The sequence below is a fragment of the Virgibacillus natechei genome (assembly GCF_026013645.1).
GTDB lineage: Bacteria > Bacillota > Bacilli > Bacillales > Amphibacillaceae > Virgibacillus_L > Virgibacillus_L natechei.
Window position 1 is genome coordinate 2,333,325 of sequence record NZ_CP110224.1, and the last position, 21,880, is coordinate 2,355,204.

Here is a 21,880-nt window from a genome sequence, read left to right on the forward strand (position 1 = left end):
TAAGTATGGTAATTTGGGAGGTTTTTAAATGGATTTGAAGGAGACATTCTATAAATATAAGCAAAAGCTAACAGATACGTGGAGCACTGGTAAAATTCAACGCTCATCACGAATTACATATGATGTGTTTTGGAATGTTATTTTATTATTCGCTGTTGTTGGTTTTATCGGTCTTTTTTTTGCTGGAGGGATCGGCGCTGGATATTTCGCCTCTCTCGTACAAGATGAATCAGTGAGAAGCTATGAAGAAATGGAGCAGGATATCTATGATTACACAGAAACAACGCAATTATATTTCGCAAACGAAGCGTATCTAGGTGATATCCGTGCAGAGATTCATAGGGATGAAACAACTTTAGAAAATGTGTCAGAAACGCTGATAAATGCAGTAATAGCCACCGAAGATGAATACTTTGAGGTACATCAAGGGGTTGTACCAAAAGCAATCATCCGTGCCGCATTACAAGATGCTTTAAATGCTGATATGCAAACAGGGGGAAGTACGTTAACGCAACAACTTATAAAGAATCAAATGCTGACAAACGAAGTATCCTTTGAACGGAAAGCAAAAGAAATATTATTAGCACTACGTGTCGAACGTTTTTTCGAAAAAGATGAAATACTACAAGCATATTTGAATATTGTCCCATATGGACGTGATTCATCTGGAAGAAATATCGCTGGTGTACAAACAGCTGCTCAAGGGGTGTTCGGTGTTGATGCTGATGAGGTTAACTTAACACAAGCTGCTTATTTAGCTGGCCTTCCACAAAGCCCTACTTCCTATACTCCTTTCACCAACCATGGAGAACAAAAGGATGAAGAAGGGTTACAAGCTGGTTTAAACCGAATGAATACAGTCTTGCACAGAATGTACCTTGCTGACTTTATTACAGAAGAGGAATATGAAGAGGCGTTAGAGTATGATCTCGTTGCCGATTTCGCTGAAAGCAGTCCATTATCTACTCAAGAATATCCATCCTTGACGTTTGAACTACAAGAGAGAGCACAAGATATTATAATGAAACTTCTCGCAGAAGATGATGGGTATACAATGGAAGATCTAGATGAAAATGAAGATTTAAAAGAAGAATATGAAATATTGGCAGAACGCGATTTACGCCATAAAGGGTATGAAATTCATTCCACCATCGACAAGGAAATACATGATGGGATGCAAGAGGTCACGCAAAATTTTGATAACTTCGGCCCTGATACTGTCACAAATATACAAGTAGTTGGAGAAGATGGGGAAGAAGAAACAGCAGAAATTGAACAGCAAGTACAAGCTGGTGGTATATTAATTGAAAATAGTTCAGGCAAAATCATTAGTTTTGTAGGAAATCGTGATTACAGTGAGGAAAGTCAGCTAAACTATGCTACAAATGCAAAGCGGTCGATTGGTAGTACAATTAAACCACTGCTTGTTTATGCACCAGCAATGGATAAAGGCGCTGTACAACCTGGAACCCCGGTTGCTGATGTGGAATTAGATATCCAATTTCCTGGACAGGAATTCTCACCACCAAGTAACTACAGTGATTCACATTATGGATTGGTCTCAACTCGAGATGCGCTCTCGAACTCCTATAATGTTTCAACAACAAGAGTTTATTCTCAAATCATAGAAGATGATCCCGGGGACTATATTAGAGATATGGGAATCACCTCGATAACAGATGAAGAATTTCACTATCCTTCGTTATCAATAGGTGGAACAACTACCGGTGTTACATTAGAAGAGAATACAAATGCATTTAGCACTTTTGGAAACGATGGAAATTTCGCTGATGCTTATATGATTGAAGAAATTAGAACGGCTGATGGAGAATCTCTTTATGAGCATGAATCGGAAACAAGAGATGTTTTCTCCCCGCAAACAAATTATTTAACAATCGATATACTGAGGGATGTCTTAACCGAAGGGACCGGAACATATGTGGACTCCCAGTTAGCATATTCTGGCGTTGATTGGGCTGGTAAAACGGGTACATCACAGAACTGGGAGGATGTTTTATTTATGGGAACAAACCCAAATGTTACATTCGGAACATGGATGGGATACGATACACCAGACCAACTATACCGTGAATCTGATCCTCAGGGACATAGTCAAAGCGTTCAGAAATTCTGGGCAGAGTTGGTAAATAGTGCAACAGATACAGACCCTGAATTAATGGCTCCGGAAAATAACTTTGAGCGACCAGATGGGATTGTCGAAAGAAGCTACTGTGCTATATCCGGGATGTTACCATCAGACCTCTGTGAGGAGGCAGGCCTTGTTCAAACTGATTTATTTAATTCTGAATTTGTCCCTACTGAAACAGATGACAGTTTGATACAAGGTGACAGTTCTGTGACAGTAAATGGAAATTCTATTCAGGCTGGTTCCAACACACCGAGTGAATTTGCTGAGGGGGATGGGCTTTCCTTCAATCCAGAATTTTTAGAACGGAATGGGTATGATGAATTGAATAGTATTACAGAACTCTTTCCTCGAACAAACCGAGATAGTTGGGAAAATATTGGAATACCAAATGGAGGAATGAATGATGCCATTGAGGATGATGGAAATGATCCAGAAGCACCAACTTCATTAAGTACTTCCGATAGTAATATAACGTGGAATGAGTCAAGTAGTAATGATGTTGTTGGGTATCGCATTTTCAGCGCCTCGAACTCTGGAGACGATTTTAGCTTAATGGGAAATACAACAGGGACGAGTTATTCTATTGGTGACGACAACGCCGTTTACCATGTAAGAGCAGTTGATTACTTTGGCAGAGAATCCTCCCCATCTAGTGAAATTATGGTGGGAGATACTTCTGACTCTGAAGACGAAACGGCAGATGAAGACCAAGACGACGAGAATAGCGATGATGATAATGATGACGATGACTAACACGTATACGATCTTAGACAATAATTCCTGTAGGGGCTTTCCCTATAGGAATTATTTTTTTACATTACTAAAAAAACAGTTCATTATGTTGTATAATGAATGTAAGAAAGCGTATAACATAATTAATTTAATTAGGAGGTGACGTAATGAAACATACAAAGACGCATTATTCCTTGGTACGTGAAAAATCGAATGAATCCATTTTAATTGAAGGACCACTGGATGCAAAGGAATTAGAGAAGTATAATTTCCATGAAGACTTAATTGCATTCCGTCCAGCAAAAAAACAATTTGAAGCTTTATTGTACATTGCAGGCTTTCCCGAAGGACGTATCATTGTAGCTAGAACAAAAGATACAATTGTTGGCTATGTCACATATATACATCCAGATCCTATGGAAAGATGGTCTGAATTTAACATGGAAGACTTAATCGAATTGGGAGCTGTTGAAGTGGTTCCAGAATATCGTGCTGCAGGTGTAGCTTCCGGCTTATTACAAGTTTCCATGATGGATGATTATATGGAAAATTATATTGTTATTTCGACAGAATACTATTGGCACTGGGATTTAGATAAAACCAACTTAAGTATATGGGATTATCGTAAAGTGATGGAAAAAATGATGGCCTCTGGCGGTTTAACACCCGCTCCGACTGATGACCCAGAAATCATATCACATCCTGCAAATTGTTTGATGGTACGTATTGGAAAGTATGTCCCGGAGGAATCGGTCAAACAATTCGATAAACTGCGATTTTTACAAAGGCATCAGTATCAAAATATGAGGGAGGGTTTTTAAGATGCTCGTAGAAGAAGTAATGAAAACGGATGTTATTACCTTACCACCACATGCATCAATCTCTAATGCGGTAGAGTTATTGCAAAAGCATCGAATCAGACATATTCCGATCGTAAATGAGGATTTTTCCATTGTTGGTATCGTATCTGATCGAGATCTACGAGATGCTAGCCCTTCCGTATTTCATGGGGATTCATCTAATGACAGCGCATTACAAAATGAAATTAAATCAATTATGAGTCATCCCGTTGTTACCATCCACCCCCTTGATTTTGTTGAGGAAATAGCTCGTATATTCTATGATGAAGAATTTGCTGCTCTCCCTGTAGTCAAGAACAATATACTAGTAGGAATAGTGACGGAAAAAGATATGCTTTATACATTAATTCAATTAACTGGAACGAATGTACAAGGCTCTCATATTGAAGTTAAAGTCCCCCATCAGCCTGGTATATTTCCAGAAGTAACTTCCATAATTGGAAAACGAAAAGCTAATATTATTTCTGTAATGGTGTATCCATTTAAAGATGATCCGAATTATAAAGTGCTGGTATTTCGTATTCAAACCATGAACCCGCTGCCTGTCATTCAAGATTTAAGAAATGCAGGATATGAATTGATGTGGCCAAATAATATTGCGGAGCCAAAAATATGACAGGAAAAGCTTCTTTCGTTTATTCAGACGCTTTATTAAACTATCATTTTCATTCGGAACATCCTTTTAATCAAAAACGAGTACTATTAACGAAAGATTTACTAGAGGCAGCAAATGTACTTCATGAACGTGATATTATAAAACCTCGACTTGCCACAGATGATGAGTTGGCTCTCTTTCATGATCGTGCATATATAGAGGCCCTGAAAAAGGCAAGCATTGGACAATTAAACGAAACGGAAGGGTTAGAGTACGGACTCGGAACGGAAGACACGCCGCTATTTTCTGGTATGCATGAAGCATCTGCATATTTGGTTGGCGCTAGTTTAACAGCAGTAGATTCCGTTTTAAATGGGGAATCGGATCATGCACTTAATCTGGGTGGGGGGCTCCATCATGGATTTAATAGAAGAGCAGCAGGATTTTGTATATACAATGATGGCGCAGTTGCTATTAAGTACATTCGTGAAAACTACGATTTAAAGGTTTTATACGTAGATACGGATGCCCATCACGGTGACGGCGTACAATGGGCTTTTTATGACGATCCCAATGTTTGCACATTTTCTATACACGAAACGGGAAGATACCTTTTTCCAGGTACGGGAAATGTAAATGAAAGAGGTATTAAAGCAGGACATGGCTATTCATTTAATCTACCAATCGATGCTTTTACGGAAGATGAATCTTTTATAAGTGTTTATGAAAATGCCTTCAGAAAAATAACAGAATTTTTCAAACCAGATGTAATCGTAACTCAAAATGGGGCTGACGCACATTGCTACGACCCACTAACCCATCTATGTGCATCCATGGAGACCTATGAAAAAATACCTCTATTAGCACACGAATTAGCACACAAATATTGTAATGGGAAATGGATTGCATTAGGCGGTGGTGGCTATGACATTTGGAGAGTTGTACCTCGCGCATGGGCACAAATTTGGAATGTGATGAAAACAGGGGAGCCTGCAAATGGAAACCTCCCACCGTCATGGTTAAAAAAATGGGAAGGTGAATCACCTGTTACGATACCATCACTTTGGCACGATACAAGCGACGTGGTACCGAACATCCCTAGAAAAGAAGATATAAATGAAAAAAATGAAAAAGCATTACAGAGTTTACTTAAATATACAAAGAAAGTCATGTAAAAAATGAAGAGGGTGACCATAATGGTCCACCCTCTTCATAATCATTTCCATATTCTAGAATAACGTTTTCAGCCTAAGAAACTAAACCAAGTCCCATCATTCCGTAATAGCCTGTCTATTTATTTCGTTGAATTTCTTTTTTCAATTCGATGAGGTAACACGACTTTATTATCCGCTACTTCTTCTTTATTCATATATTTTGTTAATAAGCGCATTGCTACTGCTCCAATATCATACATCGGTTGAACAACTGTAGATAATGTCGGGCGAACCATTGAAGCTAATCTTGTATTATCAAACCCAACTACTTCTACATCTTCTGGTACATTATACCCTTTATCTTGTACGCCATGTATAACACCCAATGCCATTTCATCTGATGCAACAAATATAGCACTCGGCTTTTCAGTTAGCTGTAAAAGCTCATCAACTGCTTCTATGCCAGAATCATACGTGTATTCGCCTTTGATAATTAGATTATCATTAACGGCTTCAGATCCGCCTTCCAATGCACGTAAATATCCGTTATACTTCAGCTGATTAACTTTTGTATCCGCCTGTCCAGACACAAATGCTGGATGAGGATTTCCTTTATCGATTAGATATTTTGTTGCTTCATATGCAGCTTCTTCATAGTCAATATTTACAGAAGGAATCGTATCCGTCTCATCATAGGTAGAAGCTAATACAACGGGCACGGAAGAGGTTTGGAATTGTTGCACATGTTCATCTGTTATATTTCCACCCATGAACAAAATACCATCAACCTGTTTTCCAAGCATTGTGTTTATCAACTGTAGCTCTTTATCTTTGTTTTGGTCTGAGTTACTCAATATCATATTATATTTATACATGGTGGCGATATCCTCAATCCCTCTTGCTAATTCAGCAAAAAAGATACTGGATATATCTGGAATTATTGCACCCACAGTTGTTGTTTTTTTACTTGCTAACCCTCGCGCTACTGCGTTTGGGCGATAACCTAACTGTTCTATTGTGTTTAACACTTTCTTACGTGTAGTTGGTTTAACATTTGGGTTTCCATTAACTACCCGTGACACGGTGGCCATTGATACATTTGCTTCTCTCGCTACATCATATATTGTTATGGTCATTTTCTTACTTTACCTCCTAGATTAAATATCAACGCGTCCTTATTTCTTATATCATACTCTATCATGAAAAAAATTACAAAAAATTGAAGGCTGGCGCATCGTAGGATGACCAGCCTCAACCGATTATGTAAGATGTTTCCCTCTATTACTTCATTCAACGGTGGACGCACAAAACGCACCGTATTTAATCGACTTGCTCGTTAAACTGCGATAAAACAGCTACAGTTGCAAATACTGTAGCTGTTTTTCACTTATTTCTTCGTTTCTTCCAACTCCTCAGCCGCATCTTCAATGGCGTCTGCAACATTTTCTGTAGCTTCTAAAGCTTCATCTTCTTTGCTTCGCTTTTCTTGCAATTTATCCTGTACAGATTCTGTTAATTGCTTTGTTTTCTCAGAAGCACTTTTTGATAGTTGTGCTGATGAGTCCATTGCTTTTCTTTTTAACTCAGAACCCGTGGTGTATGCTTTATCTTTCCAATTGACTGTTTTTTCCTGTGCCGTATCTTTCAAATCATATGCACGACCCTTCACTTGTGTTGCACCCTCATTAATGTCACTTCTTAATTCTTTACCAGACTTTGGTGCAAATACGAGTGCTACAGTAGCACCTATAATACTTCCAATTAAAGTTCCAATCATAAAATCTTTGCTATTAATGTTGTTATCGTTGTTTGCTGCCATTTGATTTCCTCCTCATAAATTATTATTTATTTTTTCTTTTATTCCATAAATCCATTATAGCTGCTCCCCATTTCACAGCTTGAGAAGCTTTTTCCTGATTTTCTGCAGATGTTTGTGAGATGCTGTTTGATAGCTGATTCAGTGATTGGTTAAAATCCTTTACAGTCTCTCCAACCCCTTTTGCACCATCAAAAAGCCCGTCGAGTTTTGCTGATTTTTGATTGATATCATCTGCCAAATTATTTGTCTTATTTAACAACTGTGTAGTTTCTGTTGTTACACCCTCCATTTGTTTTTCAAGACCTTCTAATGTACTTGATACATCCTTTAATGTACCTTTTGTTGCTTTAAGTGTAATTGCTAAGTATACGACAAGTATCGCAAAGGCTACCGCTGCAATTAATGCGGCAATATATAGCATGACTTCCATCTTCAATTATCACTCCTTTAAGGGTATATAGTATAGTGTGAATGAATGCGAAAGGTCTTGAATAAAGGCACAATATGTAAATTATAACACATATCCTTATATAAGTAATACCCGTTAAAGGTTTGATTAAACATATGTACTATAAATATCCTAATAAAGCAATTCGACGAAAAATTTAATATACCTTTATTTTTTATAAAATTAAACAAAAACAAGAGTCGCTACTATGGAAAGACTCTTGTTTTTATTTATCTATTAACATTAACCTCAATCTGCTCTTCATAAGCTTGTTGAAATTTCTGAATATCTCCTGCACCCATAAAAATTAATATACTATCTTTGTACTGTTGTAAAATTTCCGTCTTGGATAATTCCAAGATCGTGCTGTTCTCAATTAAATTTTGTAAATCAATGATCGAAAGCTCTCCAGCTTTTTCTCTGGCAGAACCAAAGATATCACATAAAAATACGTCATCTGCTAAGTTTAAGCTATCGGCAAATTCCTGCAAGAATGTTCTCGTTCTTGTAAATGTATGTGGCTGAAAAATAGCAACGACTTCTTTATTTGGGTATTTCTTTCGTGCAGTTTCAATGGTTGCTGTTATTTCTTTTGGATGGTGTGCATAATCGTCAACTAAAACCTGACTTCCTACTACTTTCTCAGTAAACCTACGCTTAACACCTTGAAATGTACCGAGATTTTTTATGTCTTCTGCATTTATACCTTCGTAATGACAAATTGCTATAACGGATAGCGCATTAAGAACATTATGATCCCCGTACATGGGAATCGTAAATGTATCATAGTACGTATTTCTAACAAATACGTCAAAATCAGTTCCATGCTCCGTTTCTGTTACATTTTGCGCTTGAAAATCATTTGTAGCAGCAAACCCATAATAAACAACAGGGACTTTAGCTTGTATTTGCTGTAACTGTTCGTCATCTCCGCAGGCTATAATTCCTTTCTTAACCCGATCCGCCATCGATTGAAATGCATCGAATACATCATCCACACTTGTGAAATAATCCGGGTGATCAAAATCAATATTGGTCATGATAGCATAGTCAGGCTCATATCTTAGAAAATGCCGACGATACTCACATGCTTCAAATACAAAATATTCACTGTCAACATGCCCGTTACCTGTTCCATCACCGATTAGATAAGATATCGGAAAAGTGCCATTTAACACATGTGCCAATAATCCGGTCGTCGATGTCTTACCATGTGCTCCAGTCACTGCAATACTTGTATATTGCTTAAGCCACTCCCCTAAAAATTCATGGTATCTGTAAAAAGTCAATCCTTTTCGTTTAGCTTCTTTAATTTCGATATTATCTTCTGAAAATGCATTGCCCGCTATAACGGTGTAATTATCTTTAATGTTCGTTTCTGAAAAAGGAAGAATGGGAATGTTTTTTTCTTCTAATGCATCTTGTGTGAAGAAATGCTTCTCAATATCGGAGCCCAGCACAGTCTCACCAGAATCATGAAGTATTTGTGCTAATGCGCTCATTCCAGTTCCCTTAATACCTATGAAATGGTAAGTAGTCATAAAAAGAACCTCCAAAATTTGCGTGAAAAAGGATTATTATCCTTTTAAACTTCATGCTTTCTTAAAGTAAAAATCCATAGTCAATAAATCATTATAGCAAAATTTTAATCGGATTAAAATAATCTTATCTTCTTTAGATTATTCAGATTCTGAGAAATAATCAACCTCTTCTAACCTAGCGTTAGGTCGATACCTTCTTCCTTCTTTCGCTGAAGGTGTACCATTTAATAGAACATTGTCCCCAGTAAATCCTATATTAATGCTTAATAGACTCCGACCTACTCCATACATATCTACTGGTACTCCCAATTCTTCATATTCTCTAATACGATCCTCTGTAAATCCACCACTCACCATGATTTTTACATTGGAATAACCTTCATCATCCAAGGCTTTTCTTAATGCAAAAATTAGTTGTGGATTCACACCTCTAGGATCGAATGTCCCCATTAAATGATGATTTCTTAGGAAATATTTATCAACAAGATTTCCAGATGTATCCAATCTAACCGATTTTAACTCTTCTCCAAATTCACGAGCCACTTTTAAGGAATCCGTAATAACATCATTGTTGTAATCGACAAGTGCTGCAATATCGTCCTCCGGATACATCTCATGATAGGCTTTCGTTGCCGCTACAATATCCCCGCGAAACATCTGAATCAGCGCGTGCGGCATTGTCCCCATTCCTTGCTTTCCCCACCATTCATTCATTGCATGTGTTGCTTGTGCAGTGGACCCACCTATAAAGGCTGCGTATCCGTCTCCAGCCTGTTGTGTGTAATGATCGTCTCGGTCACCCATAAATATAACCGGTTTTTGACTGCCTGAAGTGCGAGCTGCTTTTACTACATTATATACATTTGTAGCTACCGATGTTCTTCTCGCCAAGATACCATCTATAATTCCTTCCAAATACCCAAATTGCTGATAAGCTCCAGATATAGTCAATACGGATTCATAAGGACCAATTCTGTCACCATCCTTTAACGAATGTATTTTTAGCGTTTCAGGTTTATCCGCAAACGTATGTAATAATGCGATTGCTTCGTCCGTTCCACACAATACAGCATTACGCTTCTGAAAAAATTGCATCGTTACATAGTTATGAGGTAATTTTTCTTCAGCAATTTCCTTGGTTTTAAGAAAATAAACAGCCGAAAACCAGCCCTCTTTAATTCTTTCATCGAATTTAAATGTCTTATTTGTTAAACGTTCAATTTCACCTGAAAGTTTTAGTCCTATTTCTTTCATTTCAAGTCTCCCTCATCATTACATTTTTCTTTTATCATATATAAATCCCAAACAAGAAACAAGATTTTCATCTTTCTTCAACATTTGTATTTGATACTAGAATTTCTCTAGCTTTGCTTCCATTTTGTCCAGAGATAATTCCTCTATTTTCCAATGTATCAATAAGACGTGCAGCTCGATTATACCCTATTTTAAAATGACGCTGTAGCAAGGAAGTGCTTGCACTGTTTTGTTTTAGAACAAATTGAATGGATTCCTGTAATAGTGCATCTTCCTCTTCATCCATCGTGATTTGTTCAAGTAGCTGATCTTGTTCGAATAAATAATTCGGTGATGCAATATTTCTTGAATAATTAGTCACTCGGTCTATCTCTTCATCCGATACAAAAGGCCCTTGAAGGCGGAGACTTTTACCTGCTCCATTTTCAACAAATAACATGTCACCTTTTCCTAAAAGCTTTTCCGCACCACTCGTATCAATCATGGTTCTCGAATCGACTTGAGACGATACACTAAAGGCAATCCTTGTAGGAATGTTTGCCTTAATAAGCCCTGTTATGACATCAACGGACGGGCGTTGTGTTGCCACCAGCAGGTGAATACCACATGCCCGGGCCTTCTGTGCGATTCTACTTATTGCATCTTCCACATCCTGAGGAGATACCATCATTAAATCTGCTAATTCGTCGATGACAATAACGATGAAAGGCATCTTTTCATCAGCCCGGCCTTGCTTTATTACCTGTTGATTAAAGCGTTCCACATCTCGTACGCCTTCCTGAACGAATTTTTCATATCGTCCTTCCATTTCTCTAACCGCCCACTTTAATGCCGCAGTAGCTGCTTTTACATCTGTAATAACAGGTGAAACTAAATGTGGTATACCATTATAAGGGGCTAGCTCTACCATTTTCGGATCGATTAACAAGAATCTAACGTCTTTGTGATTTGCTTTATACATTAAGCTAATAAGAATCGTGTTAATACACACACTCTTTCCAGAACCAGTTGCACCTGCAATTAATCCATGGGGCATCTTTTGAATATTGGTAATCAATGGTGAACCTTCAATAGTTAAACCTAGGGCAATGGTTAAAGGTGATTGACTAGCTTGAAAGGATTCCGTTTCAAATATCCCTTGTAATCCTACCATTTGTGCTTTTGGATTGGGAATCTCAATTCCTATCGTGTTTTTACCAGGTATAGGTGCTTCAATTCTTATATCTCTAGCAGACATATTTAATTTTAAATCATCACTCAAATTCTTCACTTTACTGACTTTAACACCTAGTTCAGGCTGTACCTCAAATCTTGTAACTGAGGGTCCTTGCGTAGCATTAACTACTTTGGCACGTACATTAAAATGTTTTAACGTTTGTTCCAGTAACTCTTGTTGATCTTCCACCCATTTGTGATCCTCATTGCTTTTTTGTTCAGCGTCATCCAACAAGTGATACGGCATTCCCTTCGGTTGGCTTTCCATGGTAGGTTGTGGTGCTAATTTAGCTGCTGCTTTCGCTTTTTCCATCCTGTTTTTCTTATCCCTTGGGGTCATGATAACATTATACGGTATTTGTTTTCGTTTGTTTTCTTGCTCGTGTTTATTGACTTTTCTCTTATAAGAATCAGCATTTTTTCGTTTTTTAGTATGAATCGCGCCATCTTGAGATTCTGATGTTCGCTGTTTATCGTGAGATTCTACTTCCTGTGTACTAGCTACTTCCCTATGTAATAATTCAGAGGCCAGATGCCGTGAATCCACTTCTTTACTATCTCTCTCTGGTTGTAGTTCTGTTTCCTCCTGCTCCTCGCAGACTTCTGAGCGCGATTCTTCACCTGGTTCCCCCTGCTCATCAATGACTTCTGAGCGGGATTGTTCTGCTAGTTCCTCTTGCTCCCCAATGACTTCTGAGCGGGATTGTTCCTCTAGTTCCTCCTGCTCATCAATGACTTCTGAGGGTGATTGTTCCTCTGGATCTTCTTGCTCATCAATGACTTCTGAGGGTGATTCTTCCTCTGGTTCCTCTTGCTCCTCGATGACTTCTGAGCGGGATTGTTCCTCTAGTTCCTCCTGCTCCTCGATGACTTCTGAGCGGGATTGTTCCTCTAGTTCCTCCTGCTCCTCGATGACTTCTGAGCGGGATTGTTCCTCTAGTTCCTCTTGCTCCTCGATGACTTCTGAGCGGGATTGTTCCTCTAGTTCCTCCTGCTCCTCGATGACTTCTGAGCTGGATTGTTCCTCTTGCTCCTCAAGTACTGATGAGCTGGATTGTTCCTCTAGTTCCTCTTGCTCCTCAAGTACTGATGAGCTGGATTTTTCTTCCTCTACTTTCTCTTTCTTCCTTTGGAATGCTGGTACATTTTCTATTTGTTTCTCGGCTTTCCCTGTTGGTTGATAGCCATAAACTGGAGATGGAACCTCTGTTGGAACAAAAGGAACATCTTCATTTTTTTTATATATTTTTTTATTAAAATTAGGTTGTTCTGCTGCTTCATTTGATTGGTTCGGTTGGTTTTCTCGTTCGATCTGATTCATTTTCTTTCGTTCAAAAGCAGGAGTATCCAATGGTTTGCTCTTCTCGTTATCTGTATCTGGTATCACAGGAAAGCGAAAAGATGTTTGATCTGGATATTTATACATCATCTTAGCCTGTATATCCTGTTTCTTAGGCGTATGCCTTTCTTGTTGATCTTCTTTTTCCTCACTCAAAAAAAAATTCTTTATTTTTTCCCACACATGTCTTCACTCATTTCTATTTCCTTTAACTCTAATTATGGATTGCTTCTATTTTAACAGTTTTCTTCATAAATGGTAGTTGTTTTTCCTGATTAAATAGAAAAACAACCCTCGTATTCAAACTTAGGTTGTTTTTTGATTAAAAATCGAACGTTTCTCCAACGATATGAGAATCTTTAAGTACGTAAATCCCTTTTTCCTCAGGTGCGTTCGGTATTCCAAGTTCCTTTTGGGAACATATCATACCATTCGATGCTACCCCTCTTAATTCTGTAGGTTTGATTTGCAATCCACTTGGCATTGTTGCCCCGACCTTTGCTACAACTACTTTCTGATCCTTATCAACATTGGGTGCGCCGCATACAATTTGCAGATTTTCAGAAAGGCCGACATCCACTTGACAAACACTTAAATTATCCGCATTATCATGTGCTGATTTAGATGTTACATAACCTACAACAAACTTAGGGCTTAAGTCAAAGTCAAGCTCATCATCAAAATTGTTTGATTTAAATAATTGTTTGATTTGACCTAACAATGCTTCTGTTAAGGTTATTTTTCCATGTTCCTTTAATTCAACATGCTTTGATGCTTCAAAAATATTATACCCGAGAACTTCATCATTGTTATTGGTAATTTTTGTAATAGGTCCTTTTGTTTCATGCGCTATTTCATACCGACCTCCATCCTTTAATGGGATAATTAATACATCACCAATACCCTTCGGATTATAAAAAACAAACATATCGATCACTCTTTTCTACTATTTTTTGGACGGTTTTTTGCGAGAATAAAGATGGGTGTTAACTGTTTATCTTCATAAATAAACGCAAGGGATGTAATTGGAATTCTTCCTTCTGCAAAAAACTTCATTGTCATTTGTGCTAATATATCATACCCTGTTTTGTTTTCAATGTCAGCTAATATAAGTACATCCTGATGTGGTACAGCTACAGCCAGTTCACCTTTGGCATTTGCTTTCATTTCCTCTAAGAATGATTCATTTAAAATCCGACTTGCATTGTAGCCATCTTGTTTCCCTACAAAATAAAAATCATTTTCCGCCACACGGTCTTTCTTATAATCAACAGACAAGGAACGTAGGTTGAATGATGCGATTTCATCAATCCTATTTGTCGTCCACTCCTCTTTATTCATTAAATCCTCATCGATTAATCGGTATGATTTACCAAGATCAAGCGCATAATGAATTCGTGTTTCCGCGGTATGTTCTTTGGATACCAATTTAACACCAGACTTTGTTTCATTTGGAAAAGATGTTGCTCTGATAACTGGAAAAATATTTCGCTCCATCCCTTTTAATTGTGGCTCCTCATTCATAATTCGAAGCGCTTCGGTGATATGAGCCACAAGTTCGTCAATAGCTTCCTCACCACGTTCGTTATACTTTGATATAACCTTAGGAAGTGTAATCGTTATTCCTTGCTTCGATTCCTTCCATTCGATTCGAAAAGTATCTTTATCTCTATTATAGGATGTCCGGTATTCTTCACTGGAAAGACGCTCTTCCAATATTTTTTTCAGTTTTATACTAGTCATCTTCATCGTAGTTCCTCCTGTATTTAGGATTCATTGTTAGCCAATTCCTTCTATAAATTGTTCAATCTGATCTTTTGTTTTTCGTTCCTTATTAACATACCTTCCTACCTCATTTCCATCCTTGAATGCTAGGAAGCTTGGAATGCCAAACACATCATATTCTTGGCACAACTCAATAAATTGATCACGGTTAACCTCTACAAACGTAAACTCAGGGTATTTCGCTTCAATCTCAGGTAATACTGGTTCGATTACACGACAATCCGGACACCAACCTGCAGTGAAAAACATGATTATATTTTCATTATTTTTCCATTCATTAAATTGTTCAACTGTTTCAAGTTTCTTCATCCTATATCCTCTCCCTAACTTATCATATCCTTCTCTTATCTTGTTTTCCATTATCACGGATTATAAACACGTAAGCAAGAAAAAGCTGTCCATAAATTGGCCAGCTTCTTACTTACACTTATTCTTCCAGTTTTAATCAAACAGTTTGAGCTGTAATTCCTCTGTTATTTGCGTGTTCTGGACTTTTGAACAACCTCGTACAGGTCTTATAACCCTATCTATATAATACTATAAATATAGAATTTTTCAGTTGATTTCGATTTTCTTGCAGATTATTATCTAATTGTTTACAATTGGTAGAAATAAATTATTGGAGGTCTTGTTATGAATTTAATCGTATATTTAGCGGGACAAATTCACAGTGATTGGCGAGCAGAAGTAGAAGAGAAAGCCGTAGAAAAAAAACTCCCTTTAACATTTGTGGCACCACAAACGAATCATGATCGATCGGATGATATTGGGGATACCGTTTTAGGTGAACAACCTGGAAATCTTTATCGGGACGATGCTGCTTCAAGCATTAATAATTTAAGAACACAGGTATTATTGCAAAAATCAGATGTTGTCATTGCGCTGTTTGGTGAACAATACAAACAATGGAACACAGCAATGGATGCAAGTACTGCCATCAGTTTGAATAAGCCTACCATTATTGTACGTCCGAAATCATTAATTCACCCTTTAAAGGAGCTTTCTAACAAGGCTAATGTAACGGTTGAAACGCTTGATCAAGCGATAGATGTGTTGAATTATATCTATGAATAGATCAAGGTAGCGGCATAGATTGCCGCTTTTTCAATGCATAGGAAACTATAGAATTTAAAAGCTGTGGATAACTTATACACTGCAATAGCCACGTCCAGCTCCAGCGCCCAGCAACTAGCAAATCTTTACGGTGGGGCGAGCATTTAGCGCAGCCCCAAACTTCACACTCCTCCACTACGATAAAGAAGACTTGCCGATTGGCTCCGCCAGAGGCTTAGTCGCACTTATGCCCTGTGGGTGAAAAGAAGACTTACTGATTGCCAAGCCGGCAGGCGTAGGCAGAAGTAAAGTCGCACTTATACCCTTGTGGTGAAAGTCAACATCGACTCACTCCGTTCGTCGTGTTTCCTTTTCGCTTTCCAAGCATAAGATTCACTTTGACTTTCGCCACTACTGGCGATAAGTCAAGTTCATCTAATCTCATTGCGGGGTGCTCCAGTTTGTACGTTGCTAAAGGGGCGCTTGCGCTTTTGTTCTTCCCAAAATTCCCATTGACCTCGCAAAAGTTTTACAACATGGGCAAACATTTCCTGCCTTGAAATGAGATCATTCGTAAAAATACCAATAGCTCCTTCTTTTTTTCGGACTTCTTCCTTCATTGCATATCGATCCATCACATCACCAAGTTCCATCCCATTTCTTAATTGTTCATCAATTGCCTTCGGTAGCATTATTCGTGCTCCGCTAGCCGTATAAACCTCACCAGTATTGGTAACAAGGGCACCCCAATTACATAGATACAATTGGTTGTCCACATACATTACGCCGCCTTCAAGCCCAATACCTATCGTACTTAAGTTGAAGTTAACACATTGAAATGCTCGATTAATGGCTCCTTTTCTCGTTTCTTTATCAGAAAAAGGTTGATCGGATACATTTGATGGTACCTCAACTCCAGTTACCCTCTTTTTTGGAAAAACTTCCTTCACTGCTTCTATTTTGGTAGGATTTTTGGAACCAACACTAATAGTCATTGTTTACACCCTTTTTTAGAAAAATTGGCTTATATCAAGCCTTAGTCCATTTTCATGATAGATGGCGCCTCGATCAAGGCAAGCCATGGTGGTTACTTATCTGCTAAAAATTGCTGCTATCATTGAATGATAGCAGCAATTAACTTATATTAGCTGGATTGTCGAATTTGTTCCAGTGTATTTTGATCTGTTTCTTTAACAAGTTTCACAATTAATTCTTTGGCCGCTGCATAATCATCAATATGGATCATCGATGCAGACGTGTGAATATACCGTGAGCAAATACCAACTACAGCTGACGGTACACCATTATTCGAAATATGAACACGCCCCGCGTCCGTACCTCCCTGTGATACAAAATATTGGTAGGGAATATGATTTGATTCTGCTGTATCAAGAATAAATTCTCTCATGCCTCGATGCGTTATCATCGTACGGTCAAAAATACGAAGTAGCGCTCCTTTTCCTAATTGGCCAAATGCCTCTTCGTCGCCTGATGCATCATTTGCTGGTGATGCATCCATCGCGTAAAAGATATCTGGATTGATCATATTTGCTGCAACTTGTGCCCCGCGTAATCCAACTTCTTCTTGAACAGTTGCTCCGGAGTATAATTGGTTTGGAATTGTTTCGTTTTGCAATTCCTTCATCAATTCAATTGATAAGCCACAGCCATAACGGTTATCCCAAGCTTTTGCCAATATTTTTTTCTCGTTAGCCATTGGCGTAAAAGGTGTGTTCGGTACAATAGCCTGCCCTGGCCTTATTCCGATTTTTTCAGCATCTTCTTGGTCGTCTGCTCCAATATCAATCAACATATTTTTAATTTCCATTGGCTTCTTACGTTGCTCTTCTGTCAAATTATGGGGAGGTATAGAACCAATAACACCTGTAACGGGGCCATTATCTGTCATAACTTGCATTCGTTGTGCCAACAAAACTTGACTCCACCAACCTCCCAATGGTTGAAAACGGATCATTCCATTTTTGGTAATCTGCGTTACCATAAAGCCAACTTCGTCCATATGCCCTGCAACCATAACTTTCGGTCCTTCACCATGTTTAACACCAAATACACCGCCAAGATTGTCTTGGATTATTTCATCAGAATATTTCCCTAATTCCTCTCTCATGAATGAACGTACAAGGTGCTCATTTCCAGGCGCGCCCTGTAATTCTGTCAAATTTTTAAAAAGATCCAGCGTATCCTGTTTCATCAATTTCCCCTCCAACTTGTTTCTATGTAGTAGTCAGTATAACGTAAAGTATCTATCTATTTCCACCATTCACTCATTGGCAATGTTTTATTTTCTATTTACCTCTATTTCGGTTATACTAAAAAGTGAATTCTAAATAATAGTTAGAAAAACTAAAATCTAATCTAGAGGTGAAATGAATATGCGTTTAAGACAAGTAGTTTTAGCTACGGGCATAGGACTGATTATCGGCTATTTAGCAAAACAGCAAGTCACTCACTACCAAAAGGTAACACCTGAAAAAGCGCTCAAACAAGCGAAAGATACATTTAAGAAAAATGGCCCAATAAGTGGTTCATGGATCTATATGAAGCCAGAAGAAGTGGAAAAAAACGGCTTGCTATACAACGCATATCGCGGTGGCGTAACCCGAAATGTAGACGGTCAAAACAAACAATATGAGTTTTATGTAGATGTGGATACTGGTGCAGTAGTCGGATCTGTACAGACTGCATAATGAATACTAGCTGCTCAATTCGAGCAGCTAGTATTATTCTATCTATCGTTTACGCTCAACTTCTTCGATTTTTTCACCAGACTCGTCAAATTTCAACGCACGATAGTATGCATCATGATAGAATGTATACCACGCTTTTCGCTGGTAACCGAAGTCCATCCATTTTTCTTTCTCGTGAACAGATGTAACTGGATAATCATCATATGCAAGTGCCCATAATTTATTTTGATGGGCATGTGTAGGCATGATATCTGCCATATGTATAAAGCAATGATCCCCATCTTCAAAAACCAAAATACAATGTCCATCACTATGGCCGCCTGTATGAATCATTTTTAAGCCATCCGCTATCTCTACCTCGCTATCAAAGGGCTTTACCTGATCTACTAACGGCTCCCAATTCATCTTCCAGTACGTACTCTTGGAGCGAATATTAGGGTTTCTCATTTCATTCCATTCAACTGCAGACGTATGTATCGTCGCATGTTCAAACACGGATGCATATGTATCTCCAGACTTTTTGGTTAATCCACACGCATGATCAAAATGTAAATGTGTCATTAATACGCTATCTATATCATTCACTGTTAAGCCAACTTCTTCTAATGATTTTTCAATCGAAGACTGTTCACGCACGCCAAAATTGCGTAATTGCTTATCCGTTAACTTATCATTCCCCATTCCAGAATCAATTAGAAAGTTTTTCCCATCCAACTGTAATAAAATTGGATCCGTCCGTAATTCAATTTGGTTTTTTTCATTATATGGGTATTTTTTGCTCCACAATGCTTTTGGTACCACACCGAACATTGCTCCGCCATCGAGGAAATTATCCCCACCATTCAACCATGTTAAACTCGCTCTTCCAACTTGCAGTTTCTCCATCTGTCATTCCCCCTATTGTATTTAAATTAGAATCTTATCGTAAGTATTATTGCTCTTAAATCTTCATAGTTGATATAAAAGACGACGTAACTTGAAATGAAGGATGATATCTTTTAACCCGCTGCGGAAATCAACCTGGTAGTTGCGTCGTCTTCTATAGATTTGCGTAAAAACAGCAATTCTTTTCGGTGGGACGAGTAACCATAGTCCCAATCTTTTAGAAAATAGCCTTAAGTTAAGTGTAGCTAAATCTATAATTTTCTGCAAACGCTATCACTTATTGCAAGATAAATGTAATGATTAGAGTTCCTTGTAGCATACAATTAGGTAGGATGTGAAAACATAAAACGAGTTTGAATAGCAAACTCGTTTTGATGAATTTCATCTAGGAGATGAAGGTAATTAATTACCTTCATCTCTTTCCATACTGAATGAAGCCCTGCAACGATATATAGGTTGTCCTTTTGCAGAAAATTTCTCTTCATATTCTGTCATCACATTCAAAGGATCCTCGTACTCATGTAAATCCAGACGCACTTCCTCTACTATCAGTCCAAATTTAGAGAAACTTACTAATGAGTATTCAAACAATCCTTTATTATCTGTTTTGAAAACAATTTCACCCGTTGGTTCTAGAATTGCTTGGTATTGTTTTAAAAAAGTGTGGAAGGTTAATCTTCTTTTTTCGTGGCGATTCTTTGGCCATGGATCGGAGAAGTTGAGATAGATCGTAGCTACTTCATTATCAGCAAAAATTTCCTGTATATTTTCTGCATTTTCATTTAATAATGCGATATTATCCAATCCTGAATCCAGCACTTTTTGCGCTGCTGTTACGATAACACTTTTTTCAAGTTCGATTCCCACGAAGTTAATATTCGGAAATTGCTTTGCCATCCCGACAATAAACTGACCTTTTCCAGTCCCAATTTCGATATGAACCGGATTGTCATTTCCAAAAATGGACTTCCAATCTCCCTTATTTTCATATGGACTTCCTAGCACAATATGATTATTATTTTCTAAAAAGTCATCTGCCCATGGCTTGTAACGTTGACGCATCGTTTACACCTTTCTTTACTAAAGATTATTCAAACTTAATCAAATCGGTTATCGTTTCTTCCCTTAAATTTTTGTATAGAAATTCAAATAAAACGTAAACTACTAATTGAGGTGATTTCAAATGGCACTTAATGTAAATAGTCAATTAACATTATTACATGATATTTTAGATGAACAAACAGCAGATAGCAATGGCCAAGTTTCTGAATATCAACAAATTAAACGATTAGTTCAGAAAATGACAGCCAATAATAGTATAACCGACGAGCAGTTACTGCAATTACTACCGGAAATTTATAATTACGGAAGACAAGGAGAAATTGCCCAGAATTCACCAGAGCATATTACAACAAACAGGCAAAATATTGAAAATTGGCTACATGCTATACAAAATTCTAATCTAGAATAGAGCTACCAATATATGCATTAAGTTCCTGAATATTTTTTAGTCTTTCCAGTTTTTTTTCATTTTCATTACGCTCACTATGCCAACTAAAATAGTGGAGGGCATCTAACAAAAGATACCAGTACATTCGTTCAATCAAATGTTCATCATTGTCAGCCCCGTATTTTTTCAGCCATTCATTCCAATCTTTATTTGGAATATAGGATTTCATTACCATACCAAAGTCTGTAACGGGGTCAGCAATGATGGCATTATCCCAATCAATTAAATATAAATGTCCTTTATTTGTTAGCAATAAATTATTATGGTTTAAATCACCATGACAAACCACTTGTCTTTGTTCTCTTGTTGTAGGTAACAACCGTTCTAGATACGTTAAAGCAATTTGAATATCATCATAGGTTTTTAGGAGTTCCGTAGAATATATACGTTCCTTTATTTCATAAAAGCTGTCATCTGAGGTGACGGGTTTCTTCCCTAGACGCATAAGCATGTGCAATAATTCAGAGGAATGATGAATTTTACGTAATATATCAGCTACCTGATGATGCTGCATTTCAAATGGTTTTAATTCTCTTCCTTCCATCCATTCCTGGGCAGTAATCACGTCACCATTTTCCATTCGTTTTGTCCAAACGAGTTTTGGTACAATCCCTTCTGCTGATAACACAGCTAGAAATGGAGATGAATTCCGTTTAAGAAATAATCGCTTATCTTTCTTTTTGGCAAAATAAGCATCACCAGTTAATCCGCCAGCCGGGGTAACCTCCCAGCCCTTCCCTAATACATTTTCAAACCAATTCACCATAAATTCCTCACATCTTTCAAATTTAACATCCAGATTTATATTCTATAGATAGTAAGCGAAAAACACA

Annotated in this window: 21 protein-coding genes; 7 read left to right on the forward strand and 14 right to left on the reverse strand. The window is 37.7% G+C overall.

All coding sequences use genetic code 11. The features are described 5' to 3' along the window. Positions 1-28 precede the first annotated feature (28 nt). The 4 genes from OLD84_RS12170 (at position 29) to OLD84_RS12185 (ending at position 5,511) form a co-directional block, all read left to right on the forward strand. Positions 29-2,902, forward strand: a complete 2,874-nt coding sequence (locus tag OLD84_RS12170) for a transglycosylase domain-containing protein (RefSeq protein ID WP_209462129.1) — start codon at positions 29-31, stop codon at positions 2,900-2,902. A gap of 146 nt (positions 2,903-3,048) precedes the next feature. Beyond that, entirely contained in the window at positions 3,049-3,702 is a 654-nt protein-coding gene (locus OLD84_RS12175; RefSeq protein WP_209462130.1) for a GNAT family N-acetyltransferase, read from the forward strand. A 1-nt stretch (position 3,703) separates the two neighbouring features. Beyond that, the gene (locus tag OLD84_RS12180) at positions 3,704-4,357 is read left to right on the forward strand and encodes an acetoin utilization AcuB family protein (protein WP_209462131.1); all 654 of its coding nucleotides are present in this window, start codon (positions 3,704-3,706) and stop codon (positions 4,355-4,357) included. Then, positions 4,354-5,511 carry an acetoin utilization protein AcuC gene (locus tag OLD84_RS12185; protein WP_209462132.1) on the forward strand — a complete coding sequence of 386 codons (1,158 nt, stop codon included), beginning with the start codon at positions 4,354-4,356 and terminating at the stop codon, positions 5,509-5,511. The genes OLD84_RS12180 and OLD84_RS12185 overlap by 4 nt, the downstream gene beginning before the upstream one ends. A 119-nt stretch (positions 5,512-5,630) precedes the next feature. Here the strand turns inward: OLD84_RS12185 and ccpA are convergent, their stop codons facing one another. From ccpA to OLD84_RS12230, 9 genes are all read right to left on the reverse strand, one after another. Beyond that, a complete protein-coding gene (gene ccpA, locus OLD84_RS12190; protein ID WP_209462133.1) occupies positions 5,631-6,626 on the reverse strand; it encodes a catabolite control protein A in 996 nt (331 codons plus the stop codon). Positions 6,627-6,877: 251 nt separating this feature from the next. Then, positions 6,878-7,309, reverse strand: coding sequence for a YtxH domain-containing protein (locus OLD84_RS12195; RefSeq protein ID WP_209462134.1), 432 nt, complete (start codon positions 7,307-7,309; stop codon positions 6,878-6,880). Positions 7,310-7,331: 22 nt separating this feature from the next. Then, a complete protein-coding gene (locus OLD84_RS12200) occupies positions 7,332-7,739 on the reverse strand; it encodes a DUF948 domain-containing protein (protein ID WP_209462135.1) in 408 nt (135 codons plus the stop codon). Between the two features lie 248 nt (positions 7,740-7,987). After that, positions 7,988-9,298, reverse strand: a complete 1,311-nt coding sequence (gene murC, locus OLD84_RS12205; protein ID WP_209462136.1) for a UDP-N-acetylmuramate--L-alanine ligase — start codon at positions 9,296-9,298, stop codon at positions 7,988-7,990. A gap of 138 nt (positions 9,299-9,436) precedes the next feature. Then, a complete protein-coding gene (locus OLD84_RS12210) occupies positions 9,437-10,552 on the reverse strand; it encodes a nicotinate phosphoribosyltransferase (RefSeq protein ID WP_209462137.1) in 1,116 nt (371 codons plus the stop codon). Between the two features lie 67 nt (positions 10,553-10,619). Further along, entirely contained in the window at positions 10,620-13,262 is a 2,643-nt protein-coding gene (locus OLD84_RS12215; RefSeq protein ID WP_390336681.1) for a DNA translocase FtsK, read from the reverse strand. 166 nt (positions 13,263-13,428) lie between these two features. Next, entirely contained in the window at positions 13,429-14,034 is a 606-nt protein-coding gene (gene ytpR / locus OLD84_RS12220; protein WP_209462138.1) for a YtpR family tRNA-binding protein, read from the reverse strand. Between the two features lie 5 nt (positions 14,035-14,039). After that, the gene (locus OLD84_RS12225; RefSeq protein ID WP_209462139.1) at positions 14,040-14,855 is read right to left on the reverse strand and encodes a DUF1444 domain-containing protein; all 816 of its coding nucleotides are present in this window, start codon (positions 14,853-14,855) and stop codon (positions 14,040-14,042) included. A 30-nt stretch (positions 14,856-14,885) separates the two neighbouring features. Beyond that, complete coding sequence (locus tag OLD84_RS12230) at positions 14,886-15,200, reverse strand: thioredoxin family protein (protein WP_209462140.1); 315 nt, start codon at positions 15,198-15,200, stop codon at positions 14,886-14,888. Between the two features lie 324 nt (positions 15,201-15,524). Between OLD84_RS12230 and OLD84_RS12235 the strand changes: the two genes are divergently transcribed. Then, positions 15,525-15,965, forward strand: a complete 441-nt coding sequence (locus OLD84_RS12235; RefSeq protein WP_209462141.1) for a YtoQ family protein — start codon at positions 15,525-15,527, stop codon at positions 15,963-15,965. A 410-nt stretch (positions 15,966-16,375) separates the two neighbouring features. On the opposite strand, the gene OLD84_RS12240 is transcribed toward OLD84_RS12235, so the two are convergent. Both OLD84_RS12240 and OLD84_RS12245 read right to left on the reverse strand, forming a co-directional pair. Then, complete coding sequence (locus OLD84_RS12240; protein ID WP_209462142.1) at positions 16,376-16,939, reverse strand: DUF84 family protein; 564 nt, start codon at positions 16,937-16,939, stop codon at positions 16,376-16,378. Between the two features lie 149 nt (positions 16,940-17,088). Then, the gene (locus tag OLD84_RS12245) at positions 17,089-18,156 is read right to left on the reverse strand and encodes a M42 family metallopeptidase (protein WP_209462143.1); all 1,068 of its coding nucleotides are present in this window, start codon (positions 18,154-18,156) and stop codon (positions 17,089-17,091) included. Positions 18,157-18,337: 181 nt separating this feature from the next. On the opposite strand from OLD84_RS12245, the gene OLD84_RS12250 reads away from it, so the two are divergent. Beyond that, the gene (locus tag OLD84_RS12250) at positions 18,338-18,652 is read left to right on the forward strand and encodes a PepSY domain-containing protein (protein WP_209462144.1); all 315 of its coding nucleotides are present in this window, start codon (positions 18,338-18,340) and stop codon (positions 18,650-18,652) included. A gap of 42 nt (positions 18,653-18,694) precedes the next feature. Here the strand turns inward: OLD84_RS12250 and OLD84_RS12255 are convergent, their stop codons facing one another. Then, positions 18,695-19,537, reverse strand: a complete 843-nt coding sequence (locus OLD84_RS12255) for a YtnP family quorum-quenching lactonase (protein ID WP_209462145.1) — start codon at positions 19,535-19,537, stop codon at positions 18,695-18,697. Positions 19,538-19,939: 402 nt separating this feature from the next. Beyond that, positions 19,940-20,599, reverse strand: coding sequence for a tRNA (guanosine(46)-N7)-methyltransferase TrmB (trmB, locus tag OLD84_RS12260; protein WP_209462146.1), 660 nt, complete (start codon positions 20,597-20,599; stop codon positions 19,940-19,942). Positions 20,600-20,720: 121 nt separating this feature from the next. Between trmB and OLD84_RS12265 the strand changes: the two genes are divergently transcribed. Then, positions 20,721-21,008, forward strand: a complete 288-nt coding sequence (locus OLD84_RS12265; RefSeq protein WP_209462147.1) for a YtzH-like family protein — start codon at positions 20,721-20,723, stop codon at positions 21,006-21,008. Here the strand turns inward: OLD84_RS12265 and OLD84_RS12270 are convergent. After that, positions 20,995-21,813, reverse strand: a complete 819-nt coding sequence (locus OLD84_RS12270) for a phosphotransferase family protein (RefSeq protein WP_209462148.1) — start codon at positions 21,811-21,813, stop codon at positions 20,995-20,997. The two genes, OLD84_RS12265 and OLD84_RS12270, sit on opposite strands and share 14 nt — an antisense overlap. Positions 21,814-21,880: the final 67 nt, after the last annotated feature.

What these genes read in the sequence shown, in the direction of transcription:
- OLD84_RS12225 (WP_209462139.1), bottom strand. Translation starts at nt 14,855, where the DNA reads ATGAAGATGACTAGTATAAAACTGAAAAAAATATTGGAAGAGCGTCTT.
- OLD84_RS12250 (WP_209462144.1), top strand. Translation starts at nt 18,338, where the DNA reads ATGCGTTTAAGACAAGTAGTTTTAGCTACGGGCATAGGACTGATTATC.
- ytpR (WP_209462138.1), bottom strand. Translation starts at nt 14,034, where the DNA reads ATGTTTGTTTTTTATAATCCGAAGGGTATTGGTGATGTATTAATTATC.
- OLD84_RS12170 (WP_209462129.1), top strand. Translation starts at nt 29, where the DNA reads ATGGATTTGAAGGAGACATTCTATAAATATAAGCAAAAGCTAACAGAT.
- OLD84_RS12245 (WP_209462143.1), bottom strand. Translation starts at nt 18,156, where the DNA reads ATGAAACAGGATACGCTGGATCTTTTTAAAAATTTGACAGAATTACAG.
- OLD84_RS12235 (WP_209462141.1), top strand. Translation starts at nt 15,525, where the DNA reads ATGAATTTAATCGTATATTTAGCGGGACAAATTCACAGTGATTGGCGA.
- OLD84_RS12200 (WP_209462135.1), bottom strand. Translation starts at nt 7,739, where the DNA reads ATGGAAGTCATGCTATATATTGCCGCATTAATTGCAGCGGTAGCCTTT.
- OLD84_RS12255 (WP_209462145.1), bottom strand. Translation starts at nt 19,537, where the DNA reads ATGGAGAAACTGCAAGTTGGAAGAGCGAGTTTAACATGGTTGAATGGT.
- trmB (WP_209462146.1), bottom strand. Translation starts at nt 20,599, where the DNA reads ATGCGTCAACGTTACAAGCCATGGGCAGATGACTTTTTAGAAAATAAT.
- OLD84_RS12270 (WP_209462148.1), bottom strand. Translation starts at nt 21,813, where the DNA reads ATGGTGAATTGGTTTGAAAATGTATTAGGGAAGGGCTGGGAGGTTACC.
- OLD84_RS12230 (WP_209462140.1), bottom strand. Translation starts at nt 15,200, where the DNA reads ATGAAGAAACTTGAAACAGTTGAACAATTTAATGAATGGAAAAATAAT.
- OLD84_RS12195 (WP_209462134.1), bottom strand. Translation starts at nt 7,309, where the DNA reads ATGGCAGCAAACAACGATAACAACATTAATAGCAAAGATTTTATGATT.
- ccpA (WP_209462133.1), bottom strand. Translation starts at nt 6,626, where the DNA reads ATGACCATAACAATATATGATGTAGCGAGAGAAGCAAATGTATCAATG.
- OLD84_RS12175 (WP_209462130.1), top strand. Translation starts at nt 3,049, where the DNA reads ATGAAACATACAAAGACGCATTATTCCTTGGTACGTGAAAAATCGAAT.
- OLD84_RS12265 (WP_209462147.1), top strand. Translation starts at nt 20,721, where the DNA reads ATGGCACTTAATGTAAATAGTCAATTAACATTATTACATGATATTTTA.
- OLD84_RS12185 (WP_209462132.1), top strand. Translation starts at nt 4,354, where the DNA reads ATGACAGGAAAAGCTTCTTTCGTTTATTCAGACGCTTTATTAAACTAT.
- murC (WP_209462136.1), bottom strand. Translation starts at nt 9,298, where the DNA reads ATGACTACTTACCATTTCATAGGTATTAAGGGAACTGGAATGAGCGCA.
- OLD84_RS12180 (WP_209462131.1), top strand. Translation starts at nt 3,704, where the DNA reads ATGCTCGTAGAAGAAGTAATGAAAACGGATGTTATTACCTTACCACCA.
- OLD84_RS12210 (WP_209462137.1), bottom strand. Translation starts at nt 10,552, where the DNA reads ATGAAAGAAATAGGACTAAAACTTTCAGGTGAAATTGAACGTTTAACA.
- OLD84_RS12240 (WP_209462142.1), bottom strand. Translation starts at nt 16,939, where the DNA reads ATGACTATTAGTGTTGGTTCCAAAAATCCTACCAAAATAGAAGCAGTG.